15 protein-coding genes are annotated in these 22,136 nt (G+C 41.8%); 3 read left to right on the forward strand and 12 right to left on the reverse strand.

From position 1 onward, the window contains the following. Positions 1-106: 106 nt before the first annotated feature. Positions 107-1,048, reverse strand: a complete 942-nt coding sequence (locus LKD48_RS05475) for an ABC transporter permease (protein ID WP_066559993.1) — start codon at positions 1,046-1,048, stop codon at positions 107-109. A gap of 62 nt (positions 1,049-1,110) precedes the next feature. After that, entirely contained in the window at positions 1,111-2,613 is a 1,503-nt protein-coding gene (locus tag LKD48_RS05480; RefSeq protein WP_308731454.1) for an ABC transporter substrate-binding protein, read from the reverse strand. Positions 2,614-3,040: 427 nt separating this feature from the next. Between LKD48_RS05480 and LKD48_RS05485 the strand changes: the two genes are divergently transcribed. Next, positions 3,041-3,445, forward strand: coding sequence for an RrF2 family transcriptional regulator (locus tag LKD48_RS05485; protein ID WP_118613144.1), 405 nt, complete (start codon positions 3,041-3,043; stop codon positions 3,443-3,445). Positions 3,446-3,514: 69 nt separating this feature from the next. Here LKD48_RS05485 and LKD48_RS05490 read toward each other — a convergent pair whose 3' ends face one another. Further along, the gene (locus LKD48_RS05490; RefSeq protein ID WP_308731455.1) at positions 3,515-7,063 is read right to left on the reverse strand and encodes a glycosyl hydrolase 115 family protein; all 3,549 of its coding nucleotides are present in this window, start codon (positions 7,061-7,063) and stop codon (positions 3,515-3,517) included. 192 nt (positions 7,064-7,255) lie between these two features. Here LKD48_RS05490 and LKD48_RS05495 point away from each other — a divergent pair, with 192 nt between their 5' ends. Further along, positions 7,256-8,185: a pectinesterase family protein gene (locus tag LKD48_RS05495; RefSeq protein ID WP_308731456.1), complete on the forward strand. Its 930-nt coding sequence runs from the start codon at positions 7,256-7,258 to the stop codon at positions 8,183-8,185. On the opposite strand, the gene LKD48_RS05500 is transcribed toward LKD48_RS05495, so the two are convergent. The 8 genes from LKD48_RS05500 to LKD48_RS05535 form a co-directional block, all read right to left on the reverse strand. Then, positions 8,178-9,515, reverse strand: coding sequence for an HD-GYP domain-containing protein (locus LKD48_RS05500; protein WP_308731457.1), 1,338 nt, complete (start codon positions 9,513-9,515; stop codon positions 8,178-8,180). The two genes, LKD48_RS05495 and LKD48_RS05500, sit on opposite strands and share 8 nt — an antisense overlap. A gap of 354 nt (positions 9,516-9,869) precedes the next feature. Further along, positions 9,870-10,472, reverse strand: a complete 603-nt coding sequence (locus LKD48_RS05505; protein ID WP_308731458.1) for a cytidylate kinase-like family protein — start codon at positions 10,470-10,472, stop codon at positions 9,870-9,872. Between the two features lie 142 nt (positions 10,473-10,614). After that, entirely contained in the window at positions 10,615-11,970 is a 1,356-nt protein-coding gene (locus tag LKD48_RS05510; protein WP_331466803.1) for an ArsB/NhaD family transporter, read from the reverse strand. Between the two features lie 129 nt (positions 11,971-12,099). After that, positions 12,100-14,682 (reverse strand): transglutaminase domain-containing protein, encoded by a 2,583-nt coding sequence (locus tag LKD48_RS05515; RefSeq protein WP_308731459.1) that lies wholly within the window; start codon positions 14,680-14,682, stop codon positions 12,100-12,102. A gap of 32 nt (positions 14,683-14,714) precedes the next feature. Further along, the gene (locus tag LKD48_RS05520; RefSeq protein WP_118613167.1) at positions 14,715-16,022 is read right to left on the reverse strand and encodes an alpha-L-fucosidase; all 1,308 of its coding nucleotides are present in this window, start codon (positions 16,020-16,022) and stop codon (positions 14,715-14,717) included. A 48-nt stretch (positions 16,023-16,070) separates the two neighbouring features. After that, on the reverse strand, positions 16,071-17,000 hold the full coding sequence (locus LKD48_RS05525; RefSeq protein ID WP_066560019.1) for a carbohydrate ABC transporter permease: 930 nt from the start codon (positions 16,998-17,000) through the stop codon (positions 16,071-16,073). Positions 17,001-17,015: 15 nt separating this feature from the next. Continuing rightward, complete coding sequence (locus LKD48_RS05530) at positions 17,016-17,942, reverse strand: ABC transporter permease (RefSeq protein ID WP_308731460.1); 927 nt, start codon at positions 17,940-17,942, stop codon at positions 17,016-17,018. Positions 17,943-18,101: 159 nt separating this feature from the next. Continuing rightward, complete coding sequence (locus LKD48_RS05535) at positions 18,102-19,754, reverse strand: extracellular solute-binding protein (RefSeq protein WP_308731461.1); 1,653 nt, start codon at positions 19,752-19,754, stop codon at positions 18,102-18,104. Positions 19,755-20,088: 334 nt separating this feature from the next. Between LKD48_RS05535 and LKD48_RS05540 the strand changes: the two genes are divergently transcribed. Next, on the forward strand, positions 20,089-20,385 hold the full coding sequence (locus LKD48_RS05540) for a hypothetical protein (protein WP_308731462.1): 297 nt from the start codon (positions 20,089-20,091) through the stop codon (positions 20,383-20,385). 51 nt (positions 20,386-20,436) lie between these two features. On the opposite strand, the gene LKD48_RS05545 is transcribed toward LKD48_RS05540, so the two are convergent. Then, on the reverse strand, positions 20,437-22,086 hold the full coding sequence (locus LKD48_RS05545) for a cytochrome c biogenesis protein (protein WP_308731463.1): 1,650 nt from the start codon (positions 22,084-22,086) through the stop codon (positions 20,437-20,439). Between the last annotated feature and the right edge of the window lie 50 nt (positions 22,087-22,136).

The following is a 22,136-nucleotide window of genomic DNA, read 5'->3' on the forward strand; positions in this document are numbered from 1 at the left end:
ACTCTTATTCCTTTTCTGTTACAGTTTGCCGTACTCTATTTTTACGACACAAAAGTCAAAAGGTCAGAAATTCTCTTGACTCGCAAAAAACATGAGTAAGCATCTCTTACTTCAAGCGAATCCTTGGATCGACAATCGAATAGATCAAATCGACAATAAAATTGCACACCACAACAATAAGTGCCAAATAAAAGGTCAGTCCCTGCAGCAGCGGCAAATCTCTGCTTGAAATTGAGACAGATATCAGCCTTCCGATTCCCGGCATTGAAAAAACATTTTCAACGATGATGCTTCCGCCCAAGATATCTGCTGCTGTCATACCAAAAATTGTAATTACAGGAATTAGGGAATTTCTAAGCACATGACGGTACATCACCTTATTTTTTCCCAAACCTTTACTGTAGGCAGTACGCACATAATCCTGCTTTCTTTGCCCGTTAACTGACACCTTAACATAGCGAATCACTATTGCACTTGTACCAAGCGCTAATGAGCATGACGGCAATATCAGACTTTTAAACCATCCTGACGGGCTTTCTGAAAATGAGACAAAACCAATAGATGGAAGCCATTTTAAACCAACTGTAAAAATACTGATTAAAAAGATTGCCATACAGAAAGACGGGATAGAAATGCTGACTTGTGAGAGCATAGAAAGCGGAAGACTATACCACTTATCTGAGTGGTCTGCCAGCCACACACCAGCCAAAACACCAATTATCAATGTCAAAATAAGCGTGACAATTGCAAGGCTTCCAGTTACTTCAAGCGCATCTGATATAAGCTGTGCAACCGGCTGCTGATAACGATATGAAATGCCAAGATCGCCGCGAAACAGTCCTGCAATCCAATCTATATAACGCACAAGTGCAGGCTTATCTAATCCCATGCTCTTATTCAGTGCCTCAATCTGCATAGGATCTGCATCTACTCCAAGAATGATATAGGCAGGATTTCCCGGCAAAATTTGAAAAACACTGAATGTAATAAAAGACACTAGCAGCAGCGTTACCAAAAGGCCCGCTGCTTTCCGTATATAATAATTCATATGTCTGACTCCAAAACAGCCCGCCGAAAAAACTTTCGCCGGGCTGCCTTTCTTATATAGATTTATTCCTCGTAGTAAAGCTTGCTTAAATCAATGAAGCTTACCGGGTAGAAAGTGTAGCCCTTTAAATCGCTTCTTGTAACAGCAATGGCATTCGGATCACAGATCCATACAGCAGCAGCGTCGTCTGTCAGCATCTTCTGACACTCCTTAAATAACTCAACGCGCTCCTCATCTGAAGCTGTCTTTGCTTCTTCGATCAGCTTATCGTAATCCGGATTATTGTATTTCATGAAATTCTTTGCATAATCGCTTACATAACGACCTAAAATATCGTTTGGATCAAGCTTTCCTGTCAAACCAACAACTGTTGTCTGATAATCTGCATTTGTGTATACCTGCTCAAGCCACTGACCCCACTCAACTGGCTCAATAGTTGCGTTGACATTGATCTGCTTTAACTGCTGTGCGATTACCTGCGCAGTATCAACATGCTTCTGATAATTAGACGGAACTGTGATTGTAATATCAAAGCCATCCTCATATCCTGCCTCTGCCAGCAATTCCTTTGCCTTTTCTACATCATATGTGTAGACATCTTCAAGCTCATCATTGTAAAAATAGGACATTACCGGGCTGAAGTTACTATACAGCTCTGTAGCATATCCGGCAAATACACCGTCAATGATCTGATCCTTATTAACTGCATACTCAAATGCCTGACGTACACGCACATCATCAAATGGCGTGGCTGAGTTATTTAATGCAAACAGCTGAACCATGTTCTGCGGAGAGCTGTTTACAGTAAAGTCACCTGTTAAATAATCAGCGCTGTCTGCATAAACAATTCCAGCATCAAGCTGTCCTGACTGCAAAGCTGTCAAAACGGCACTGTCATCACCCATGATATAAATCTGTGCCTCATCAATCTTTGGCATTCTGGATTCATCATAATAATCTTCATTTTTCTCCAGAACAACCATCTGTCCCGGAACATATTTTTCAAACACAAATGGGCCGGTTCCTACCGGAGCACTTGACTGATCCTCATATCCTTTTGGAAGTACTGCTACTCTTGTATACTGTAAAAATGCAGCATCAGCCTCAGCAAGTGTCATTGTAACTGTGTAATCATCAACGGCTTCTACAGAAGTCAGGTTTTTAAATTTAGAAGAAAGAGCTTCCTCTCCGCCTAAACCGGAAAGAGATTCATAGGTATATACGACGTCCTCAGCCGAAAATGCCTTTCCATTGTGGAAGGTTACGTCGTCTCTTAAATGAAAGGTATAGGTCAATCCATCATCGGAAATATCCCAGCTCTCGGCTAATCCCGGAATCAATGCTCCTGTCTCATCAAACAGTACAAGTCCCTCGAATACATTGTGAAATACGGCCTCTGTGTCGCTTGCTGCTGAAAGCCATGGATCTAAGTTATCCGGCTCAGACTCCATATTAATGCGCACAACTGTCTTATCTGTCTCCTCTGCCGATACGCCAAACGGCATTGCTGTCACTGCCATGCTCATGGTCAATGCTAATGCTGCTGTCTTACCTGTCTTTTTCATTTTTCAATTTCCTCTCTGCGCCGCTTATACAAAAGTCTGCCACGGCGGCGCCGCAGACTCTGGTCAGCGGCTCTATGCTCGCTGCCACAATTTCATTGTAGAAGATTTTTTCTGATTTGTACAGAGGGTTTTCTCAATTTTCTGTTCTAAAAAGGATACAACATTGCAGTTTGCAAAATACAACATAGATTAGCGGTGAGACGAGTTGCTTTTACGAGGCAGAACGTTGTAGCGAGACTTTCAAAGCAATGTATAATGATAAGTAGCGTAACAGGTGCTCGCGAAAAAGTGATGCCGACAAAACAATCGTCGAACCGTTTTCGTAAAATGCTCTGTGAACTGCAATTTTTATTTGATTTCCTTTTTACCTTGTAGTATAATAGGTTTATCTGCTGTGACACAGCTAATCCAATTTTTGAGGTGACTTATGATTGTATCTACCAGAGGACGTTATGCCCTGCGTGTTATGATTGATATCGCAGAGCATCCAAATGAACCATATATTCCATTAAAATCAATTGCTGCCAGACAGGGAATTTCTGAAAAATATCTGGAAAGCATTTTAAAAATTCTTGTCCAAGAACATCTTCTTGAGGGCATGCGCGGCAAGGGCGGCGGCTATCGTCTGACTATGTCTCCCAGTGAATACACAATCGGAAGAATCCTGCGCCTTACAGAAACAAGTCTTGAACCTGTCGGCTGTATTGAATCTGGCTCAACCTCCTGCCCTAAGGCATCTGAATGCCGCACAATTGGTATGTGGATGAAACTAGGTGAAATCGTAAATGACTATCTTGACAGTATTACATTAGCAGACCTGCTTGCTCAGTGATGGGCAGGCAGGTCTTTTATTTCTTCCTTACGGTGCTTTTGCGAAGCTTTGCATATGTACCTTAAAATATTACACTTTCTCTAACCGTATCTGATCAATGCGAAGGCGTGAATTTAGGCTGTGCACACTTATTTCATGCTGACCTTTCTCTAGTTCGCACTCCCAGACTGGTGCCCACTTCCATACATGCTCTGATGCATATTTCCATAGTGGGCGTCCGCCATACAGTTCTTTTTCTGGTACAATGACGCCATCTACTCCTACAGTATAGTGTGAACAGTCATCTCCCCACTGCCATGTATGTACCCAGATGCGGTAATGACCGCCCTGTGCCTTAACTATATAGTGAAGGCTTGGCGCTTCTTGTTCACTCCATGATAAGCCTTCCTTTTCGATATACATAGCAAGACCACTTTCGTTATATGCCGGACTGTCACAATAATTCCAAGAAGTGCCATCTGCACTGTCATTTGTAGATGCAAATGCAGTTTGTGCCATTGCAGATGCCGCGTCAATTTCGATAATGCCATTTGCCTCTGTGACTGTGCTTGCTGCTTTTGCCAAGATCTGCGGCGGCGTAATCGTATCGCTGTTTTCTTCTGGACGAATTATTATATCATCATCTTCTAGCGAATCTTTTCCTGCTGCAAGCGGAAGATATAAAACAGGGCGCGGCTCTGGTGTTACATTGCCGTACCAGTGCTCACAATATGCATCAAGATCAATATTTTTAGGAAGCATTTCGCATTCTGGATTTGACAGGACAATTCCAAGATTGCTTCTTTTATAAGCTCCATCCACAAGTTTTGCCGGACTTGTAAGCTGACAAGACAGCTGTTTTCCTGCCTCGCTCTTTTCATCGTATAAAACGGCGCGTGTGAATGAAACATATGGATCAATTGCTGTGAAGGTGAGACTGTGAAGTCCTGCTGCCAGTCCAGTAAAACAGCCTGTCAGCTTATCCACATTGTTTAGTATGTTATGTTTCCAATTCGCACGGTGCTCATCTGTTGACTGCGACTCAAACACATTCATTTCACCATTGTCTACAGATATGCCAATACGAATACGTCCCACAGAGCAAAGCGTTGGGAAACGATGAAGCTCTAATACAAAATCACCACCTTGTGTCAGATAGAACGGGCAGGACCACTGTGCACCAGGTATCTCTGCCTCCAAAAGACTTCCCTGTGAACGGCCTAGATTAGAAATTAGCTTCCATCCGGCTGCATCCAAGCTTGATACTGCTGTACCATTTTCTGCCTCAATAACACATCTGCCGCTGTCTTCAATCGCAACATACAAAGCTACTGCCTTAGTCAGCTTTGCATCTTCTGCATCCTTTTGTACACGAGCCTTTACATCATCGGTCTTATCGGTTACTGGAATTGTACAAACCTTTTGTGTACCGCTAAATACTACGATTTCACCGTGGCGAACAAGTGATGACTTTGCATCATTAGATGCATTTTCAGAGTGAAGTGCTTCTGAGGATTTAGTCTGTGGTATTACGCTAAAAACGAAGCGAGTTTCTTTTGTAAGTGTTCCTTCTGTTGGAAGTGCACCGACAATCTCAAGCCACTCTGGCTTTTCAATCTTATATGACAGTGCGCCGTTTTCTGCATTTGCAAGTTCAATCCATTTCGCGTTACCGTGTGTGCTGTCTGTGAAGGTGAGCTCACTTTGGTTATTCCAGCAGGTGACAATCAACTTATCTGCTGCTGCATGTAATGGCACACGGCATGATGGATACATAGATGTGCGCGGCGGTGGGAAATCCTCTGGTGTTAATATGCCATTCCACTTTCCATTACTCATAACGTGATTGTAGTAGTAGAGAAGCTTTCTGCGCGCCAGATCAAATGCATGGCTCTTATCGGTATAACGCTTTGCATCACTGTTTTTGCCCTGTCTTATGCAAAGACGGCTGCGATCTGCATAATAATACATGCCATTTGTAAAATAAGCTGCCTGCACCTTCATCAATATCATCTGGAAAAAGGCATCCTTCTCCTGCTCCGGCAAGTTCTCATAAATCTTCTCCAGCTCACTGCAAATATATTCATAACGATGCATGCGTGCTGCTGCCTCATCTCCAAATGATGTCTGTGAAAAGCAGTCATCATCCATATGCTCAAGCTTTCTTGCATTTGTGAGCTGATCAAATTCTAATAGGAGCGCTGCTGCTGCTTTTCCTGGCTGTCCTGTAAACATGCTGTCTAACCATCTTGTCAAAAAAATAGTTTCGTCAAAGGTTTCAAGATCGCGATTGGCATCTCCATCTGCTTCCCATGCAAGCTTTGCGTAGAAGGAAAGCTGCTGCTCTAGTGGCTTAATTGCGCCGAAATTTGTAACCCACACCTTCTGAATGCCTTCTTTGTATGCCTTTAACAGCTCATTTCTAGTGTGAGACATTGGAATTGAGCAGATAAACAGATAGGAAGCTCCCGGCGGTGCCCAGTAAGAATTATGATAATAAATACCATTTCCGCTCTTTCTTGCCTTTTCCTTCTCGCCTGGATAGCGGCGCACATAACCATAGTTGTCATTTGTCCAGATCAGTGTCAGATCTTCCGGCACCTTTAAGCCATTATCATAAAGCTCAAGCACTTCTTTGTACGGCACAAAGGTCTTCATAGGCTCGGTGTCTAATGTTTCAGAAAGAATCTCCTGTTGTGCTGCCATAACAGATTCAAGCAACTCAATTTTAGCTTTTAGTAGTTTCTCTCCTGTCAGACCTTCAAGTGATTTTGTCTCAAAACCTGAGTCGTGGATTCCTCTCATACCAACTGTGTAGCTTACTTCAAAATCACGGTTTTGCTCTACGCTCTCGCGCCAATACTCCTTTAAGATTTCACGGTTTCTGCCTGGAATAGAAAAATCATATTCCACATCGGTATAGCCCTTCTTTGCAAGCCACGGCTTCCACTCGCGATTATTGCTTCTCATCAGCATATCACAGTGAGACGTTCCGACAACTATGCCCATGCGGTTTGCAAGCGCACCGTTTTCCTGTTTTAGATTAAAGGAATTGACATGCATTGCCGGCCAGATATAATTGAGCTTTAAGCGAAGCAGCAGTTCAAAAATCTTTTCATATGTCTTTACACCGATGGTCGTTTCACCCATATAGCGCCATACCCAGTGCTCTAACTCTTCCTCGTCGTTGATAAAAATTCCTCTGTACTCAACAGACGGATAATCCACCTTGCAATAACCATTTTCAATTACAGCTTCACTTCTACGGCGCACCGGCACATCGGCAAAGAAATACCATGGTGATACACCAAGCCATTCACAGAAATCATAAATGCCATAAATTGTACCGCGGCGGTCTGTTCCTGCAATTAAAAGCTCTCCGTCCTTTTCCTGAATCAAAAATGCTTCCTTACGGTACGTGCCATCCTCTGCCCGAAGTTTTGAAATATCTGCCTTTTCATCTAACTCTGGCAGATTGCCCACTGTTCCGACAATGATACGAATAATGCCTCCTGCTGTCACGCTGCAGTCAAGTGTACGAATTAAATCGCGCCGCAGATTCACAAGTGCAATCTTGACTGCTTCGCTCTCACTAGAGCTAAATACCAGTTCAACCTTGCTGTATTCTCTGATTACCATTGTTTTTCCTCCGTTTTTATGACAATTCAAAGTTTTACAAAGATGTAAAACTTTGAATTGTTACTCACCTTTCTATCGTCATCTTACAATAGCGTTCATAAAAACGCAAGCTCATATTGACAGCAAAAAGGTGATATTTTAAAATATCAGTATGGTACAAATTTAAGTCACAAAATCAGAAAGGATCACATTATGATTACTATTAACGCTGGACAATCTACTTCTTTTCCACGCATTGCTGATGCTATTGAGGCTGCTAAAGCCTATGCTCCTATGCCTGTCACAATACACATTGCACCGGGACGCTATCACGAAAAGCTGACAGTCTCACAGCCTCACGTTACACTTATGGGCGACGATGCTTCAAATACGATTCTTACATATGATGACTATGCAAAAGAAATCATGCCAGACGGAATAAAGCGAGGTACCTTTCGCACCTACACTTTATTTTTAGATGCGCCAGATATTACTCTTTGCAATCTCACTGTAGAAAATGCTGCTGGCGCTGGAAAGGAAGTTGGTCAGGCGATTGCTCTATATGCTGAGGGAGAAGGAATACGTGTGGAAAACTGCCGTCTTATTGGAAGTCAGGACACTCTCTTTACAGGGCCGCTTCCTGAAAAAGAAAAGGAACCTGGCGGCTTTCGCGGTCCGAAGGAATTTGCCCCGCGCATCAACGGAAGACAATATTATAAAAATACTTATATATGCGGTGGTGTCGATTTTATTTTTGGAAGCGCCACTGCTTACTTTGAAAATTGTACACTTGAATCACTTCCTGAAGGCGGTGGCTATGTGACGGCCGGTTCATCGCCAAAAGGTCAAACTTATGGCTACATATTCAATCATTGCCGCTTTATTGGAAGTGAGCCTAATACATGTTACCTTGGCCGCCCATGGCGTGAGTATGCAAAAGTAGTCATTTTAAATTCTGAGATAGGTGATCATATCAAACCTGAAGGCTGGCACGACTGGGGAAAGATTGATGCTCACGATACTGTATACTTTGTAGAATACAAAAATTATGGCCCCGGTGCCGCAGGTGCGCGCCCGTCATGGACACATACACTAACTGACACAGAGGCCGAAAACTATACATATGCTTCTGTTTTTAACTGATCCCATATTCATATTTTTGTTCGTCATTTTGTGATGACTCATCATTTTTTTGACGCATATCATAATGAATATCCTGATCCATCATTTTAAGCATTGCTCTTGCGGCAGGCGGCCAAAACTGCCTGCCTATTCCATTTACAATTTCATCATGCACGCAGTCTTGCGTTAATGCCTTTCGATACGATCTATTTGAGGTCATCGCATCATATGCATCAGCAACTGCAATTATACGCGCTGCTTCTGGTATCTCTTCCCCTTTTAAGCCTCTTGGATATCCCTTTCCATCCCAGCGCTCGTGGTGATACAGCGCACCATACTGAAGTTCTGGCATTGAACTTATACGAGATAAAATCTGTGAACCGATTACTGTATGATTTTTGATATCAGAAAACTCTTTATCTGTAAGACGCCCTGGCTTTCGAAGAATAGCATCATCCACACCTATCTTACCTACATCATGAAGCAATGCCATGTAATACATGCCGTCAGCTTTCTCATCATCATATCCAAGCAGTTTTGAGATCTGTCTTGTATACTTTGCTACACGAGCAGAATGACCATTTGTATAGCTATCCTTTGCATCAACAGCACGTACAAGTGATTCTATTGTTTCAATTGACTGCTCATGGTTCTTTTTTGCTGCCTGTTCATTTTCCCGCGCTGACTTGATATTCTGCACAATAATAATAATCGCCGAAAAAACAAACATCAGGACAAATATTGCATAGATAAAACTGTAAACAGAAAAATATACATCATACTTTTTTAGTTCTACATGGCTTTCAATAAACAAGAAACCTGCGATTCTAAGCAAAAACAGGCATTCTGCAATAATCAAAATCGTAAGCAATACACCATTGATACGATTGCAGTCTTCCCTAAGCCCCACGATTGGATGGCAAACCCATTTGCAATAAATAAAATTAACAATGATCGGCATCAAAAGATCAATCAGCACTGTCATGGTAAGTGAATCATATGTAGCTGTAAATGGCATGGACAACAGATACAAACATAGATACAAAAAGCGTGCCGCACTGCCCACCGGCTCCATCATACGTCCATAAAAATACATCAGTAAAAAGGAGATGCCAAATACAAAAAAGTCTACACCATAAATAATATCATATGATATTTTTCCGGGCAGAAGCCGATAAATCAGCCCCATGCACAAAATCGTATAAATGTATGCCATGGGCGGGCATACCAAAAGAAAGCGAACGAAGCTAGGCGCACGAAGCTTTTCTTTCTTTAATGTCTTTGTCATATAAAAATATGATGGAATAAACAGTAGCTGTCCAAGCAAAAAACAAATGGATCGAATTGGCATATATATCCTTTCTGAATACAGAAAAAACTTGTTTTTCTTAGTTATGTGTGATATTGTAAACTCAGCAATGAAGCATTGACTAACAAAAAGGAGGAACTATTATGGATTTCTATTTTGCATCCCCGTGCCGCGTTTGGTGGGGCGAGATCTGGGACTGGATCTGTGGACGTCTGTAATCGGACATCTCTTGATCCATGTAACTCAAACGTATGGGTTACCATGTATCCTAACCAAAACAAAAAGGCCCGTTCCATTTGGAACAGGCTTTTTTCTATGCATGCCCGTTCCGCTGATTATTATGCCAAATTTTAGCCTAAAAATCAAGCAGAACGTCACTCATTGTCTTTTTTCTTTTTACTTGAACATTTTTCTGCGTCGATTGATATAATCCTCAAGCTCATTTACTGTCTCATCAAATCCCAATCGGCTACTGTTAATACATAAGTCATAGGCTCTTGAATCGCCCCACTTATCCTTGCAGTAGTAGTTGTGATACTGTTTTCTGTACTTGTCATGACGCTCCATTTTAAACTGTGCATCACGCTCAGACAGATCATAGACCTCCATAACACGCTTGCACTTTACTTCGCGATCACCAAGAACAAACAAAGAAATCACATTAGGGCGATCACCCAAAACAGTCTCTGCACATCTTCCAACTACGATGAAAGACTCTCCCTCATCTGCTTTTTTCTTCAGATACTCAAACTGTAAAAATGCTACATTTTCTTCTGCAGAACTTGAAAAACCATTCTGGCTTCTTGAAAACAGCAGTTTTTTTGGCTTCTCATCGTAGCGTCTTAATGTCTCGACATCTACGTTTTTCTCTGCTGCTACAGCGTCTAACAAATTGTGGTCATAAAGCTTAATGCCATATCTGTTTGCCAACTCTACTGCAATTGCATGTCCGCCGCTTCCAAATTCACGTCCTAATGTTATTATCAATTGATCACTCATTGCCATTCCTCCTGACGACAAAATTAATTTACCTTATTATATAACTTTGAAGTCAATTTGTAAATATTTTTATAAAACCTTGAATATATGATGTTGAAGCGAGCTCGCATCGGATTTATGACCTTTTGACCCTGGTATCATATTACATATATCTGGCAAATATGAACAGCATAGAAATCAAAACAACAATAATGGTTGCCGGTGCTGCATACTTACAGTACTTGCCCCATCCAATCGGATGACCATTCTTTGAAGATACGGAAATACCTACTACATTTGCGGAAGCACCGATCGGTGTCGCACTTCCTCCGATATCAGTACCCATTGCCAGTGCCCAGGAAAGTATTTCAAGATCAACACCCTGCAGCGCTGACAAGCTTCTGATAACTGGAATCATGGTTGCTGCAAACGGGATATTGTCTACGAATGCACTTGCAAGTGCTGAGATCCAAATGATAATTGCTACCATTAACTTTGTGTTGGAACCACTTACCTTACTGATAAATTCAGCAATTACTGTAAGAACGCCAGTCTGCTCCAGACCACCAACAACAACGAAAAGTCCAACAAAGAACAGCAGTGTCTTGTAATCAACCTTCTTTAACAGCTCTGCTGCATACTTATGCTCTATAATCAAAGTAATAATTGCAATAAATGTACCGATAAAAGCAACTGTCAGTCCTGTATTTGCATGTGAAACAAGAAGAACAACTGCGATCAGGAAAATAACAACGCTGCTAATAAACTCTTTCTTGTCTGTAATGGCAGAATTTGGATCTGGACAAGATGCCGGATCAACAGGCGCTGTTCCCGGTGCAACAAGCTTCTTTCTGAAGCAGAAATAAAAGTAAACTACAACCACAATAAGTGAAATTGCTGCAATGGCACCTGTGTTTGTCAAGAAATCAAAGAAGCTGTAGCCCATGGAGGTTCCGATAATGATGTTCGGCGGATCTCCGCACATTGTTGCTGAGCCACCAAGATTTGCACAGAAAATCTCTGCGATAATCATTGGTACCGGATTGCTCTTTAACAAAAGACAAAGTTCAATGGTAACTGCTGCCAAAAACAAAATAACTGTAATACTGTCAATGAACATAGCCAGTACAAATGACATGATCATAAAGGTAACAAATACAGCCGTCGGCTTGTAGTGAACAAGTCTTGCAATCTGCAGACAAAGCCAACGGAAAAATCCTGCCTTTCCCATTCCTTCAACCATGATCATCATACCTGCGATAAAAATGATCGTTGACCAGTTGATTCCAGATGAAGACTCTCCAGCCTCACTAGAAGCATGCCAGAAGTCCGCTGTGAAAATACTTCCAATATTCAGCGTCTCCATGATTGCGCTGCCGCTATGCATTGTGATACCGAATACTAAAATGATCATAAGCAGACCGCAGCCTAGTGTTACAATGTGTCTCTCTATCTTCTCAGTAATGATCAGGGCGAACATCACGAGAAAAATAAGGACAGCTAAAATCTGTGATACCATAATGTATCTCCCCACTTTCATATAATAGCAAATGGCAGCCGCAAGCGTCTGACCTTTGCGGCTACCATTATAATGCGATCTTCAAGAAATTGGAAGATCAAATTTCGTTTTTTTGAAAATTTCTTTCAATTAGCCCTTTGCATCAAGGATTTCCATCAATGTCCATGCTGTACGAATGTTATAGTTTGCGAATGCAAAAAGTCCCTTGCCTTCTGTATTCACTGCAACAGCATATGGAAGACGCTCGTCTCCGACGTGAAGTGCCTCATGCATCTGATACAAATATGCATCATTCTTTACTGTCACGCATACAAGATTTAATCCTACATGAAGTACACGCTGTAATGTCTCGTTCTTTAAAACATCCGTATTCTCAAGTGCAATTATAACTCTGTATCCCTGCCTCTTGTAAGCTTCCTTACACTCAAGGATCTCCTGGAACAGATGCTCTGTCGGCTCTTTTCCTGGATCTGCAAAAACAAGAATTGATTTTTGTCCCTGATAAAGTGAAGTCATCAAAACAGGATCGCCAACCATCTTTCCCTCTGCTGTCACCTGCTGTACTGTCGCATCACTAAGCTCTGCCTCATGACACTTTTCGGCAATCTTTGCTGGTGCCTGACGAAGCTCAAATACACGATCTTCGCTCATAACAAAGCTGCTTGCGATACAGCTAACGCCACCATCAATCTGACGCTGTGTGGTGATGATGCGGTAAGCACCTTTCGCCAAGGAAAGTTCCTTTTCTTCTCCCGGCTCAATTGCAAGATCATCATAGTTTTGCGTCTGATAAACATCATTTTCAAAACGGGCAATCGTCATATGAAGCCAGTACTCAAGCTTACGATCAGATTTATTTACTAAAGTCAGTGTTACCTGCTTCTCTGGCTCATCTATCTTTTGAACTTCCTTTTCCATAGACTCAAAGCAAATCTCACCGTTCTTTTCGCAAACACCCTCTGCCTTTCCTGTTACTGGATTTAAGCGTGCCAAAATACCAATAGCACGGCAAATCTCAACAAAGACAACTCTCTTTGAAACCTCGGTAATGATCTCACACTTTATACAGCCATCTGCCTCTGCCGGCCAGTTTCCTGTTCCATAATCCGGCACTGTATTTAAGCCATGATTTACATACTCCCATACCATCTTTGCAGTCACTGTGCCATCCTGTGGGAATACCTTTTTTTCAGATAACAGAGAAACAATACGGCTTCTGCTTCCCATAAGCTTTTCATGACCAGCACGCGGTGCAAGCAAATATTTCTGGTAAAGCTCTGTACAGAAATTGTTCTTATATGGCAATGCAACACGCAAATATGATGCAAGTACCTCTGCTGTAGTATCAAGAAAATCCTTATCACGAAGCGTATCAAGCATCAGACGCTTATCCTCATCTGTAAACTCAGTCATCTGTCTGAATTTTTCAAGCTCCTGTCTGTTTCCTCTTGCATTGACAAAATAGCGATTCCACGGATCACTGCTGTCTTTATCTTCCTTTACAAAGCCTTCCTCATAATCAGCGCGAATCTTCTCACACTCAGCAAGGCGAGCCTCATGCACACTCTTCATCTGTGCACCAGTACTCTTTGGCATAGCTTCAATCGGCGGGTTCAAATCAAAGCGCTCCTCGATTATGCCTTCCATCTTCTCTGGATCTGCTGCCTGCTCCATCTTTAATACAACAGACTGCTGCTCTCTCATATCAATTTTCTGACCAAGATATTTTCCATTGTAAACGGTGCATACATACAGATCACCCTTACCTGTCATAAAGGACACACTGCCATCAGATGCTGTTTTTTCTTTATGAAGTGGGAAAAGCTCACTATAATTGACAAGACAGAATAAAACAGAAACATTCTGCACTGGTACGCCATGATCAGTTACTGTTACAGTCAGCTTCGCACAATCTGCATAGCGCTCTGTTACATTCATCAGCGCATAAAGCGGTGTCTTGTAGGCTATTTCTGCAGAGCTTTCCAGGTCTGAAAATGCCTTTGCATGAACAAGCATTGCCTTTGATGCAGCTGCAGTAAACCAACCCTTATCAAGTACTGGTTCTGGCTCACATGCTCCAAGATAATGCCAATCGCCATCTGCCCACACCTCAACCCATGCATGGTTGTCATCACAGTGTGCCCAACGCGGAACATAACACTGTCTTGCTGGAATACCAACACTTCTCATAGCAGATACAGCAAGTGTTGATTCCTCACCACAGCGTCCACGAGCGGAATTGCACATACCAAATGGCGCCAGAGTACGATCATCAGACGGAATATAGGTTGCCTTTTCATAACACCAGTAGTTAACCTCAAGTGCGGCCTCTACCATTGTCTTTTTATCCTTCACACGATCAACAAGCTGTCTGTAAATCCACTCACGGCTCTTATCAAGATCCTCGTTATTGACACGCACGCATAATACATATGTAAAGAACAGCTCTGCCGGCACCTTTTTTGCATATGGAACATTCGCATACATATCGAGTGTTGCCTTTACATAGGATGCAATCACTTCTACATCATAAGATACAATATCACACGGATGCATATATGCGTAAAGGTACTTCATGCAGACTGCCTCGTCCTCATCTGCGCTTTTAATCCACGCATCTATCTCTCTCTTTTTGTTCGGACAGCAAGCCATCCACTCTTCATACTGCTTTTCAATTTTTTCCTTCAAAGACGGCTCTAATGCTAACAGCATTTCTTATCTACCATTCCTTTCTCATTAAATCTTTATTCTGTCAGCTCAACCTCCAGCACGGTATCTACTGCATCTGGCAGAACTGGATCTGGTCCAAGATTTGCAAACACGATATCTGGGTAATCGGTATGAACCCAGCTGTCAGAAATCGGTACCTCACTTCCATCACATAGAAGACGTATCTTCTTTATAGTACCTGGCTTAATTCCTGTAAGCGGCACTGGTCCCATCGTATTTTCAAACATGTGGTAATACAAAAGATTTCCATTTCTTGTCACACGACCATAATCTGGTTTTTCGATTCCTGCCAGTCCACAGCCATAAACACTCTTACTGTTTTTCTTCATCCATGCACCGATCTCGCTCAAAATCTGCATCGATTCAGGCGGGATGTTTCCATATGCATCTGGTCCAACATTCAAAAGCATGTTGCCGCCCTTTGATACACACTCTACCAGCTTTTTTATGATCATTGAGGATGGCTTAAAGAACTTGTCTCTAGCACAATATCCCCAGTTGTTGTTCATCGTAATACATGCTTCCCAGTTCAGCGGATCACCGTTTACATCGCGAATACCATGTGGCGGAATAATCTGCTCTGGGCTTACAAAATCTCCGTGATATGGAGTTGGGTTTCCTGTTGCCAGTGAGCCATATCCCTGTCCACTTGCTTCTAATCGGTTATCAATAATAACCTGCGGCTGAAGTTCTCTGACCATATTTACAAGCTTTGTAGCACCCCACTTTTCTCCCATCATATCGTCATAGGAGAAATCAAACCACAGCACATCAATCTGGCCATAGTTAGTACAAATCTCGCGCACCTGATTATGCATAAATGTTACATAATTATCCCAATTACGATTTTCATTCGTGTAGGCTGGGTTATTTCTCATTGGATGCTGACGATCGCCGTAGTGTGGAAAATCATCATGATACCAATCGATCAAAGAAAAATACAGACCCACCTTCAAGCCTTCTGCTCGAACTGCTTCTACGTACTCTGCAACAAGATCGCGGCCGCATTTTGTATTAGTAGACTTGAACTCTGTATACTTACTGTCAAACAGACAAAAACCATCATGATGCTTCGCTGTTAATACTACATATTTCATACCGGCTTCTTTTGCCGCTCTCGCCCATTTCTTTGGATCATAATCCTTAGGATCAAACTCATAAAAATATTTCATGTAGTCTTCCTTCGGAATTTCCTCAACACTGCGCACCCACTCGCCTCTTGCCGGAATTGAATACAGTCCCCAATGGATAAACATTCCGAATCTGGCATCTACATACCATTCCATTCTCTTGTTGTACTCTTCACGATTAAACTGGTACATATATCCTCCAATCTGCCAGAGCCTTTTGGCTCTGACATTTCTCATTGATTAGCCCTTTACTGCTCCGATCATAACACCCTTTACGAAGTATTTCTGAACAAATGGATAAATTATCATAACTGGAACTGACGCAATAACGATAACAGAGTACTGAAGAAGATCCTTCAAACCTCTCTGTCTTGCCAGTGCATCGGCATTGCCCATCATCGTCTCATCAATATCATTCATAATAAGGATCTCACGAAGGATGATCTGTAATGGCTGTAAATAATTTGCCTTCTGTAAGTACAAAATTGCATCCTGATAGGAGTTCCATCTTGCAACACCATAGTACAGAACAAGTACTGCGATAATAGGTTTTGACAGCGGAACAACAATACGAATCAAATACTTAAATGGTGTACATCCATCAATCTCGGCTGCCTCATACAGCTCATCTGGAATGGAGTTGATCATATATGTTCTTGCAATGATCATGTTGTATGTAGACATTGCGCCTGGAATAAGCATTGCCCAAATGGTATCTACAAGACCAAGTGCATTTACAAGCATGAAGCTTGGAACCATACCACCAGAGAAATACATTGTGAATACGAAGAACATTGCAACCTTATTGCGCGCGGTAAACTCTTTTCTTGAAAGAGGATATGCACAAAGAAGTGTCATTACAATGTTGATAAATGTTCCGAATACCATGTAGAACAGGGAATTACGAAAACCTGTCCAGAACTTTTTATATGTAAATACTGCCTCATATCCTCGCAGTGTAAAGTCCTTCGGCCAGAAGGATACCTTGCCGCTGATCATCGCCTGCGGATCAGAAAAGGATGCCGCAATGATATGAAGTACTGGAAGAAGCACGATCAATACAATGATCGTCATAACCACATACAGCAAAATTGTAAAAAACTTGCCTAGTGGGCTTTCCATTCTAAACTTGCTAAAACGGTCGTTTGATTTTACCTGTGTCTTACTCATTCGTTTCTCCCTCCTTTACCACAGACTCGTCTCTGTTACCGTCTTACAAATCTTGTTTACTATAACAAGAAGAATAAAGCTTACAAGAGACTGGAACAGACCGGCCGCAGTTGAGAATGAGAAATCACCTCTCGTAAGACCAACCTTGTAAACGAATGTTGAGATTACCTCTGCACGGTCTATATTCATATCATTCTGCATCAGATAAACCTTATCGAATCCGATGTTCATAATGCTTGCACAGTTAAAGATAAGCATTGTGATAATTGTTGGAACGATTGCCGGCAGATCCACGTGAATAATTCTCTGGAAACGGTTTGCACCATCTACGATAGCTGCCTCTTGAAGCTCAGGACTTACACCGGCAAGTGCTGCTATATAAATAATAGAAGAATAACCAGCACCCTGCCAGATACCACTCCATACATAAAGTGACGGGAACAGATTAACTTCACCAAAGAAGTTAATAGGACCAATACCGATTGACTGCAGTGCGCGGTTGATGATACCAGTACGCATATCCATCATACGCATCATCATACCAACCATAACAACGGTAGAAATAAAGTATGGTGCATAAGTAACCATTTGGATAAATTTCTTATACTTCTTGCTTCTCATCTCGTTTAACAGAATTGCCAGAAGAATCGGAATCGGGAATCCTGCAATTAAACTATAAATACCAAGATATAACGTATTGAAAATAATTTTTCTGCTGGATGGTGTTGTAAAGAACTGCTTAAAATACTTCAGTCCAACCCACTCACTTCCTAAGATTCCCTTTCTCGGGGAATATTTCTGGAATGCAACGATAATTCCACCCATCGGAATATAGGCAAAAACAAATGCATAGATCATCGGCAATGCAATAATTGCCCAGAACTGCCAATTATAGCTCTTTCCGAGCTTCTTTTTCTTTTTTGGTTTACTTATTTCTTTCAAGATCAGGTGACCTCCTTTTTTTGTTTTTTTTCATGACAGCACTTTTATTCTGACTTTTCATTTATATGTCACGGCCAAAAGTCATTAGAAAAAGGCAGGTGGAAGTTCCACCTGCCTCCTCCACAGTCAGATCATCTGCCACAGTATATACACACCAGCTTATTCAGCCTTAAACTGTCTGTCATATGCTGCCTGATAGATATCGATCATAGTCTGAAGACCACATGCATCCAGTTCCTTCAGATAGGTATCCCAATCATCATCAAGGCTCTTTGTTCCCGTAATAAATGCAACCTTTGCACTATTGATATAATTCTTAACCTCAACCTGAATAGTCTGCAGCTCGGTAGACTCATCAGCTGTCATCTTAAGATCTGGCAATACATCAAGATCACCATTCTCTGGATTCTGTCCGTATGGCTCCTGCTTTTCCTTTGTTGCATCATACAGAAGTTTCTCAAGACCTGCACTTGTACCAGTATCTACATCCGGATCGGTTGCAGCGCCCAGACGATACTCAGCCGGTGCATAACGGATTACAAGATCCTGCCAGTCATGATTCTGTACCTCAGAAGAATACTGAGCATCATCAGAGATCTTATACATAGCCGGCTCACCATTTAAGCCTACAGAACCATCGTTTGGCTCCCATACCCAGTCTTTTCCTTCATCAGCACCAAACTGTGCGGAGATATCACCTTTCTCAGAGAAGAAGTAATCTACCCAGCGAAGAACTGCTGCCGGATTTGAACACTTGTCTGTAATAGAAAAGCTTCCTGTCTCAAGACCACTATATTTGAAGTATGGTGTAATGCGTGTTCCATCCGGACCTTCCAGAGGAGAAATACACTGATACTGTCTGTAAACTTCATTGTTGGAATCAGAATCGATACCATCGGAGATGGTTCCAAATGGAACGAACAGAACCGGAACATCTTCCTGATTCATGATGGTACGAAGCTGCTCTGAATCCTGCGTAAAGTTTCCATCATAGATTGCACCGATATCATACAGGCTCTTGATGTAGCGAAGACCCTCTCTCCACTCCTCGGTTGTAGCTGCACTAACCATCTCTCCGTCTGGAGTTAAAGCAAGCTTTCCGTACTCACCGGAATCCAGTGTGAAGGAACCCATCAGCCATGCAACGAAATCTACATACCAACCGCTGCTTGCGCCGCCGATTGCGATCTTGTCTGGGTAGGTCTCTACGAACTTCTTACATACATCGTAGAACTCCTGAGTGGTCTGCGGAACATCAACACCCATCTCATCCAGATACTTGGTGTTTACCCACATCTTACGAGCATACTGGCAATGATAGCACTCATTCAGACCAGCAAGCTGATAGATATGTCCATCAGTTTCTCTCATCTGATCCAGATACTGACCCATCTTCTCCATGTAGTTTGGCATATTTGCCTCAATAAGATCATCCAGTGGAATAAGGATGCCTTCCTCAACGCCCCACTTTGCTGCATCTGGTGCATAGTGCATAATAACGTCCGGATAAGTATTAGTATTAAACTCCATGTTCAGCTTCTCAGCACGGTCATCACGTGCAACTGCCTCGAAGGTGAACTTAATGTTGGTCAGATCTTCCATGTACTTTGTAAAGTCGTTTGTCTGGAAGTCTTCTACGTTTGGCATATTGGTACGGAACATTGTGAACTCAAGCGGCTCCTCACTAATTGGATATGTACCTACCTCTGTAAGCTCGGATGCACCGCCGTCTTCTGCTGCAAATACAGATGCAGACGGGATTACCATTGCTGCTGCGCAGAGCATTGCTGCTGCCTTTGTGAACTTTCTCATTTGAAATTCCTCCCTTTTGATTTTTCTTCTCTTTTCTTCATACCTTCCACTGCATATATGCCATCTCTCAGGTATGTTCTTAAAAAGTGTTTTTTGTTACTTTTTACATTTTAACGTAGCTTTTGAATGACGCTGCTTTTATTATAGCCAATTGTTTCTCACTTTGCAACATATTTTTTCACATTTTTGACACATTTCTTTCACATTTTTATCACTTTTTTCGACATCACTTCCCCAAAAGCAATGTAATCTATTCCCTTTTTTGTGTATGAGTGATATACTAAGGTTAGTCTTTATTTCGACATTAAAACATATCTTATAAAGGAGATTACCTATGTTTCACTTTGGAAAAAAGAAATCATCTGTGCCAGAACTAGTCCTTTCGGCTAAAAATATCGAGCTTTACCGTGGACCGCTTAGTGATATACCACTTAGCGAAAAAACAATTCTTGCAACATGTATGGATCTGTACAAGGATCCTCAGCCTTGCTATATTCATCGTGGTGCTGCCCGTCAATATCTGGTTGCAAAGCTAACCGATATGATCACAAATGGCACGCCTGATTTTGCTTTGCTTGAAGAATATACCGGCATTGAACCTATTGATCATGCAGAGCTTACAAAAGACTGACATATTATCCTGCTGCCGGCGCTATTGTCTGCGGCAGGCATTAAGCTAGATTTATTGTATAAGCATGAACACGGCAAACATAAAAAATATAATCGCAGTCACAAGCTTAATGGCTGGAAGCCATTCAAAAGTTTTATTTGACATACTAATTACATTTTTTGTCTTTTCGATTACTAATACAATCAAAAAGCTTGGTATACACATCGCCGTTACATAAACAATAAATGCTGCATTTGTCTGAAGTTTCATTTCCTGCTGCATCTTCATCATGTAAAGAATAGCAGCTAAATATACTTGTCCCGTGCAGAAAAATTCTCCTGCTGAAATCACAATTCCTAAAACAACTGCTGCCGGAATCATCCACTTTGCGTTTATTTTAGATGCCTTTTCAATGCGCTCGTGATTCCATTTACGAAGCGCTGTAGGAAGCTGCATTCGTATTTTTCCGTACTGCTTTTGTTTCACATTGACAAAATCAATCAGATATAATATCGCAAGTATAAAAAATACTGCTGCAAAAATCCATGTAAGTACATTGCTGATACTAAAAAATATATCCTGCCCTATCGCCATGAAAAGTTTATATAATCCCATTCCCATCGCAAAATATGCTGTAAACTTTCCTGCAAGATAAGCACATCCCGTTTTTATAACAGAACGTCCTGACATTGCAATCGCTGCAAGCAGCATCAAAAGCATAGAAGCACCACATGGATTGACTCCGTTAATAAAGCCAGTGATTGCAAGACCAATATAGGTTTGTGTGGATTCAGATTTTTCTTCTTTTGCCTCATCAGATGACAATAGCGCATCCAAATCGAAGTTAGTTAACCCACCTGACTTCCATACCTGCTCAAGATTTTTTGTGATCTCGTCTGCACCACTTAGATAGCCATCTTTATAGAATACAATCGGCACCTGCTGCTTGTCTGATGGTACATTGTAAAGTGAAAACAGCTTTTGCACAAGAACAACTCCGTCCCCCTCGGCTATGTTAAATTCGTGAACGGTAAGTGTTCCAGCTTGGGCGGTTTGTTCTTCAGATTTCATTTCTTTTAAAAGTGCTTTCACCTCACTGCAATCGGTACACGATACAGTTGAAAAGTAAAGTAACACTGCATCGGTGCTTGTATCCTGCGATACTGCATCGCGAAGCTGACCTTTCCAATCAACCGATGAATCAGCTGTGGACTCTTCTTGTGAGCCTTCTAGTAACTTGGCTTTTTCATTCTGCAACACGTTTTCTAAGTTTTCTTCACTTGTCTGCTTTAAGGTCGTAACAATCTTTTCCTTAATCTCGTCTAAACTACTTAAGCAAACTGTAGCCACTCCATCATCTGAAAGAAAGAATAGTGCTGGAAGGATTGTCGAATCTTCCTCTAGTTCAAGCTCCTGTAATCGTTTTTGAAAATGCTTTCGTTCTTCTACCCGAAATGTATTGTAGACGGATATCTCATACGGATACTCAGATTTTAAAGGTTTGATTGTTTCCGACACAATCTCAAAGAAATCATCCTCTGGATGGCAGGCACCACAGACATTGTACTGGTAATACTCAAGCTGTATTGTCTGCACAGAATCCCCAGCTGTGCTTTCCGAGGCCATGCTGACCGCCCTGCCATGCCCAAAAATACCTAATGTAATAACAATTGTAAGCACAATCACGCTTGCTATCAACTTCCGAACTGAACTACTTTTCATAAAAAACCGCTCCTTATTTTCTCTCTATCATATCATTTTCAGAAGGCGAT

The sequence above is a fragment of the Anthropogastromicrobium aceti genome, assembly GCF_020687335.1.
Lineage (GTDB): Bacteria > Bacillota > Clostridia > Lachnospirales > Lachnospiraceae > Anthropogastromicrobium > Anthropogastromicrobium aceti.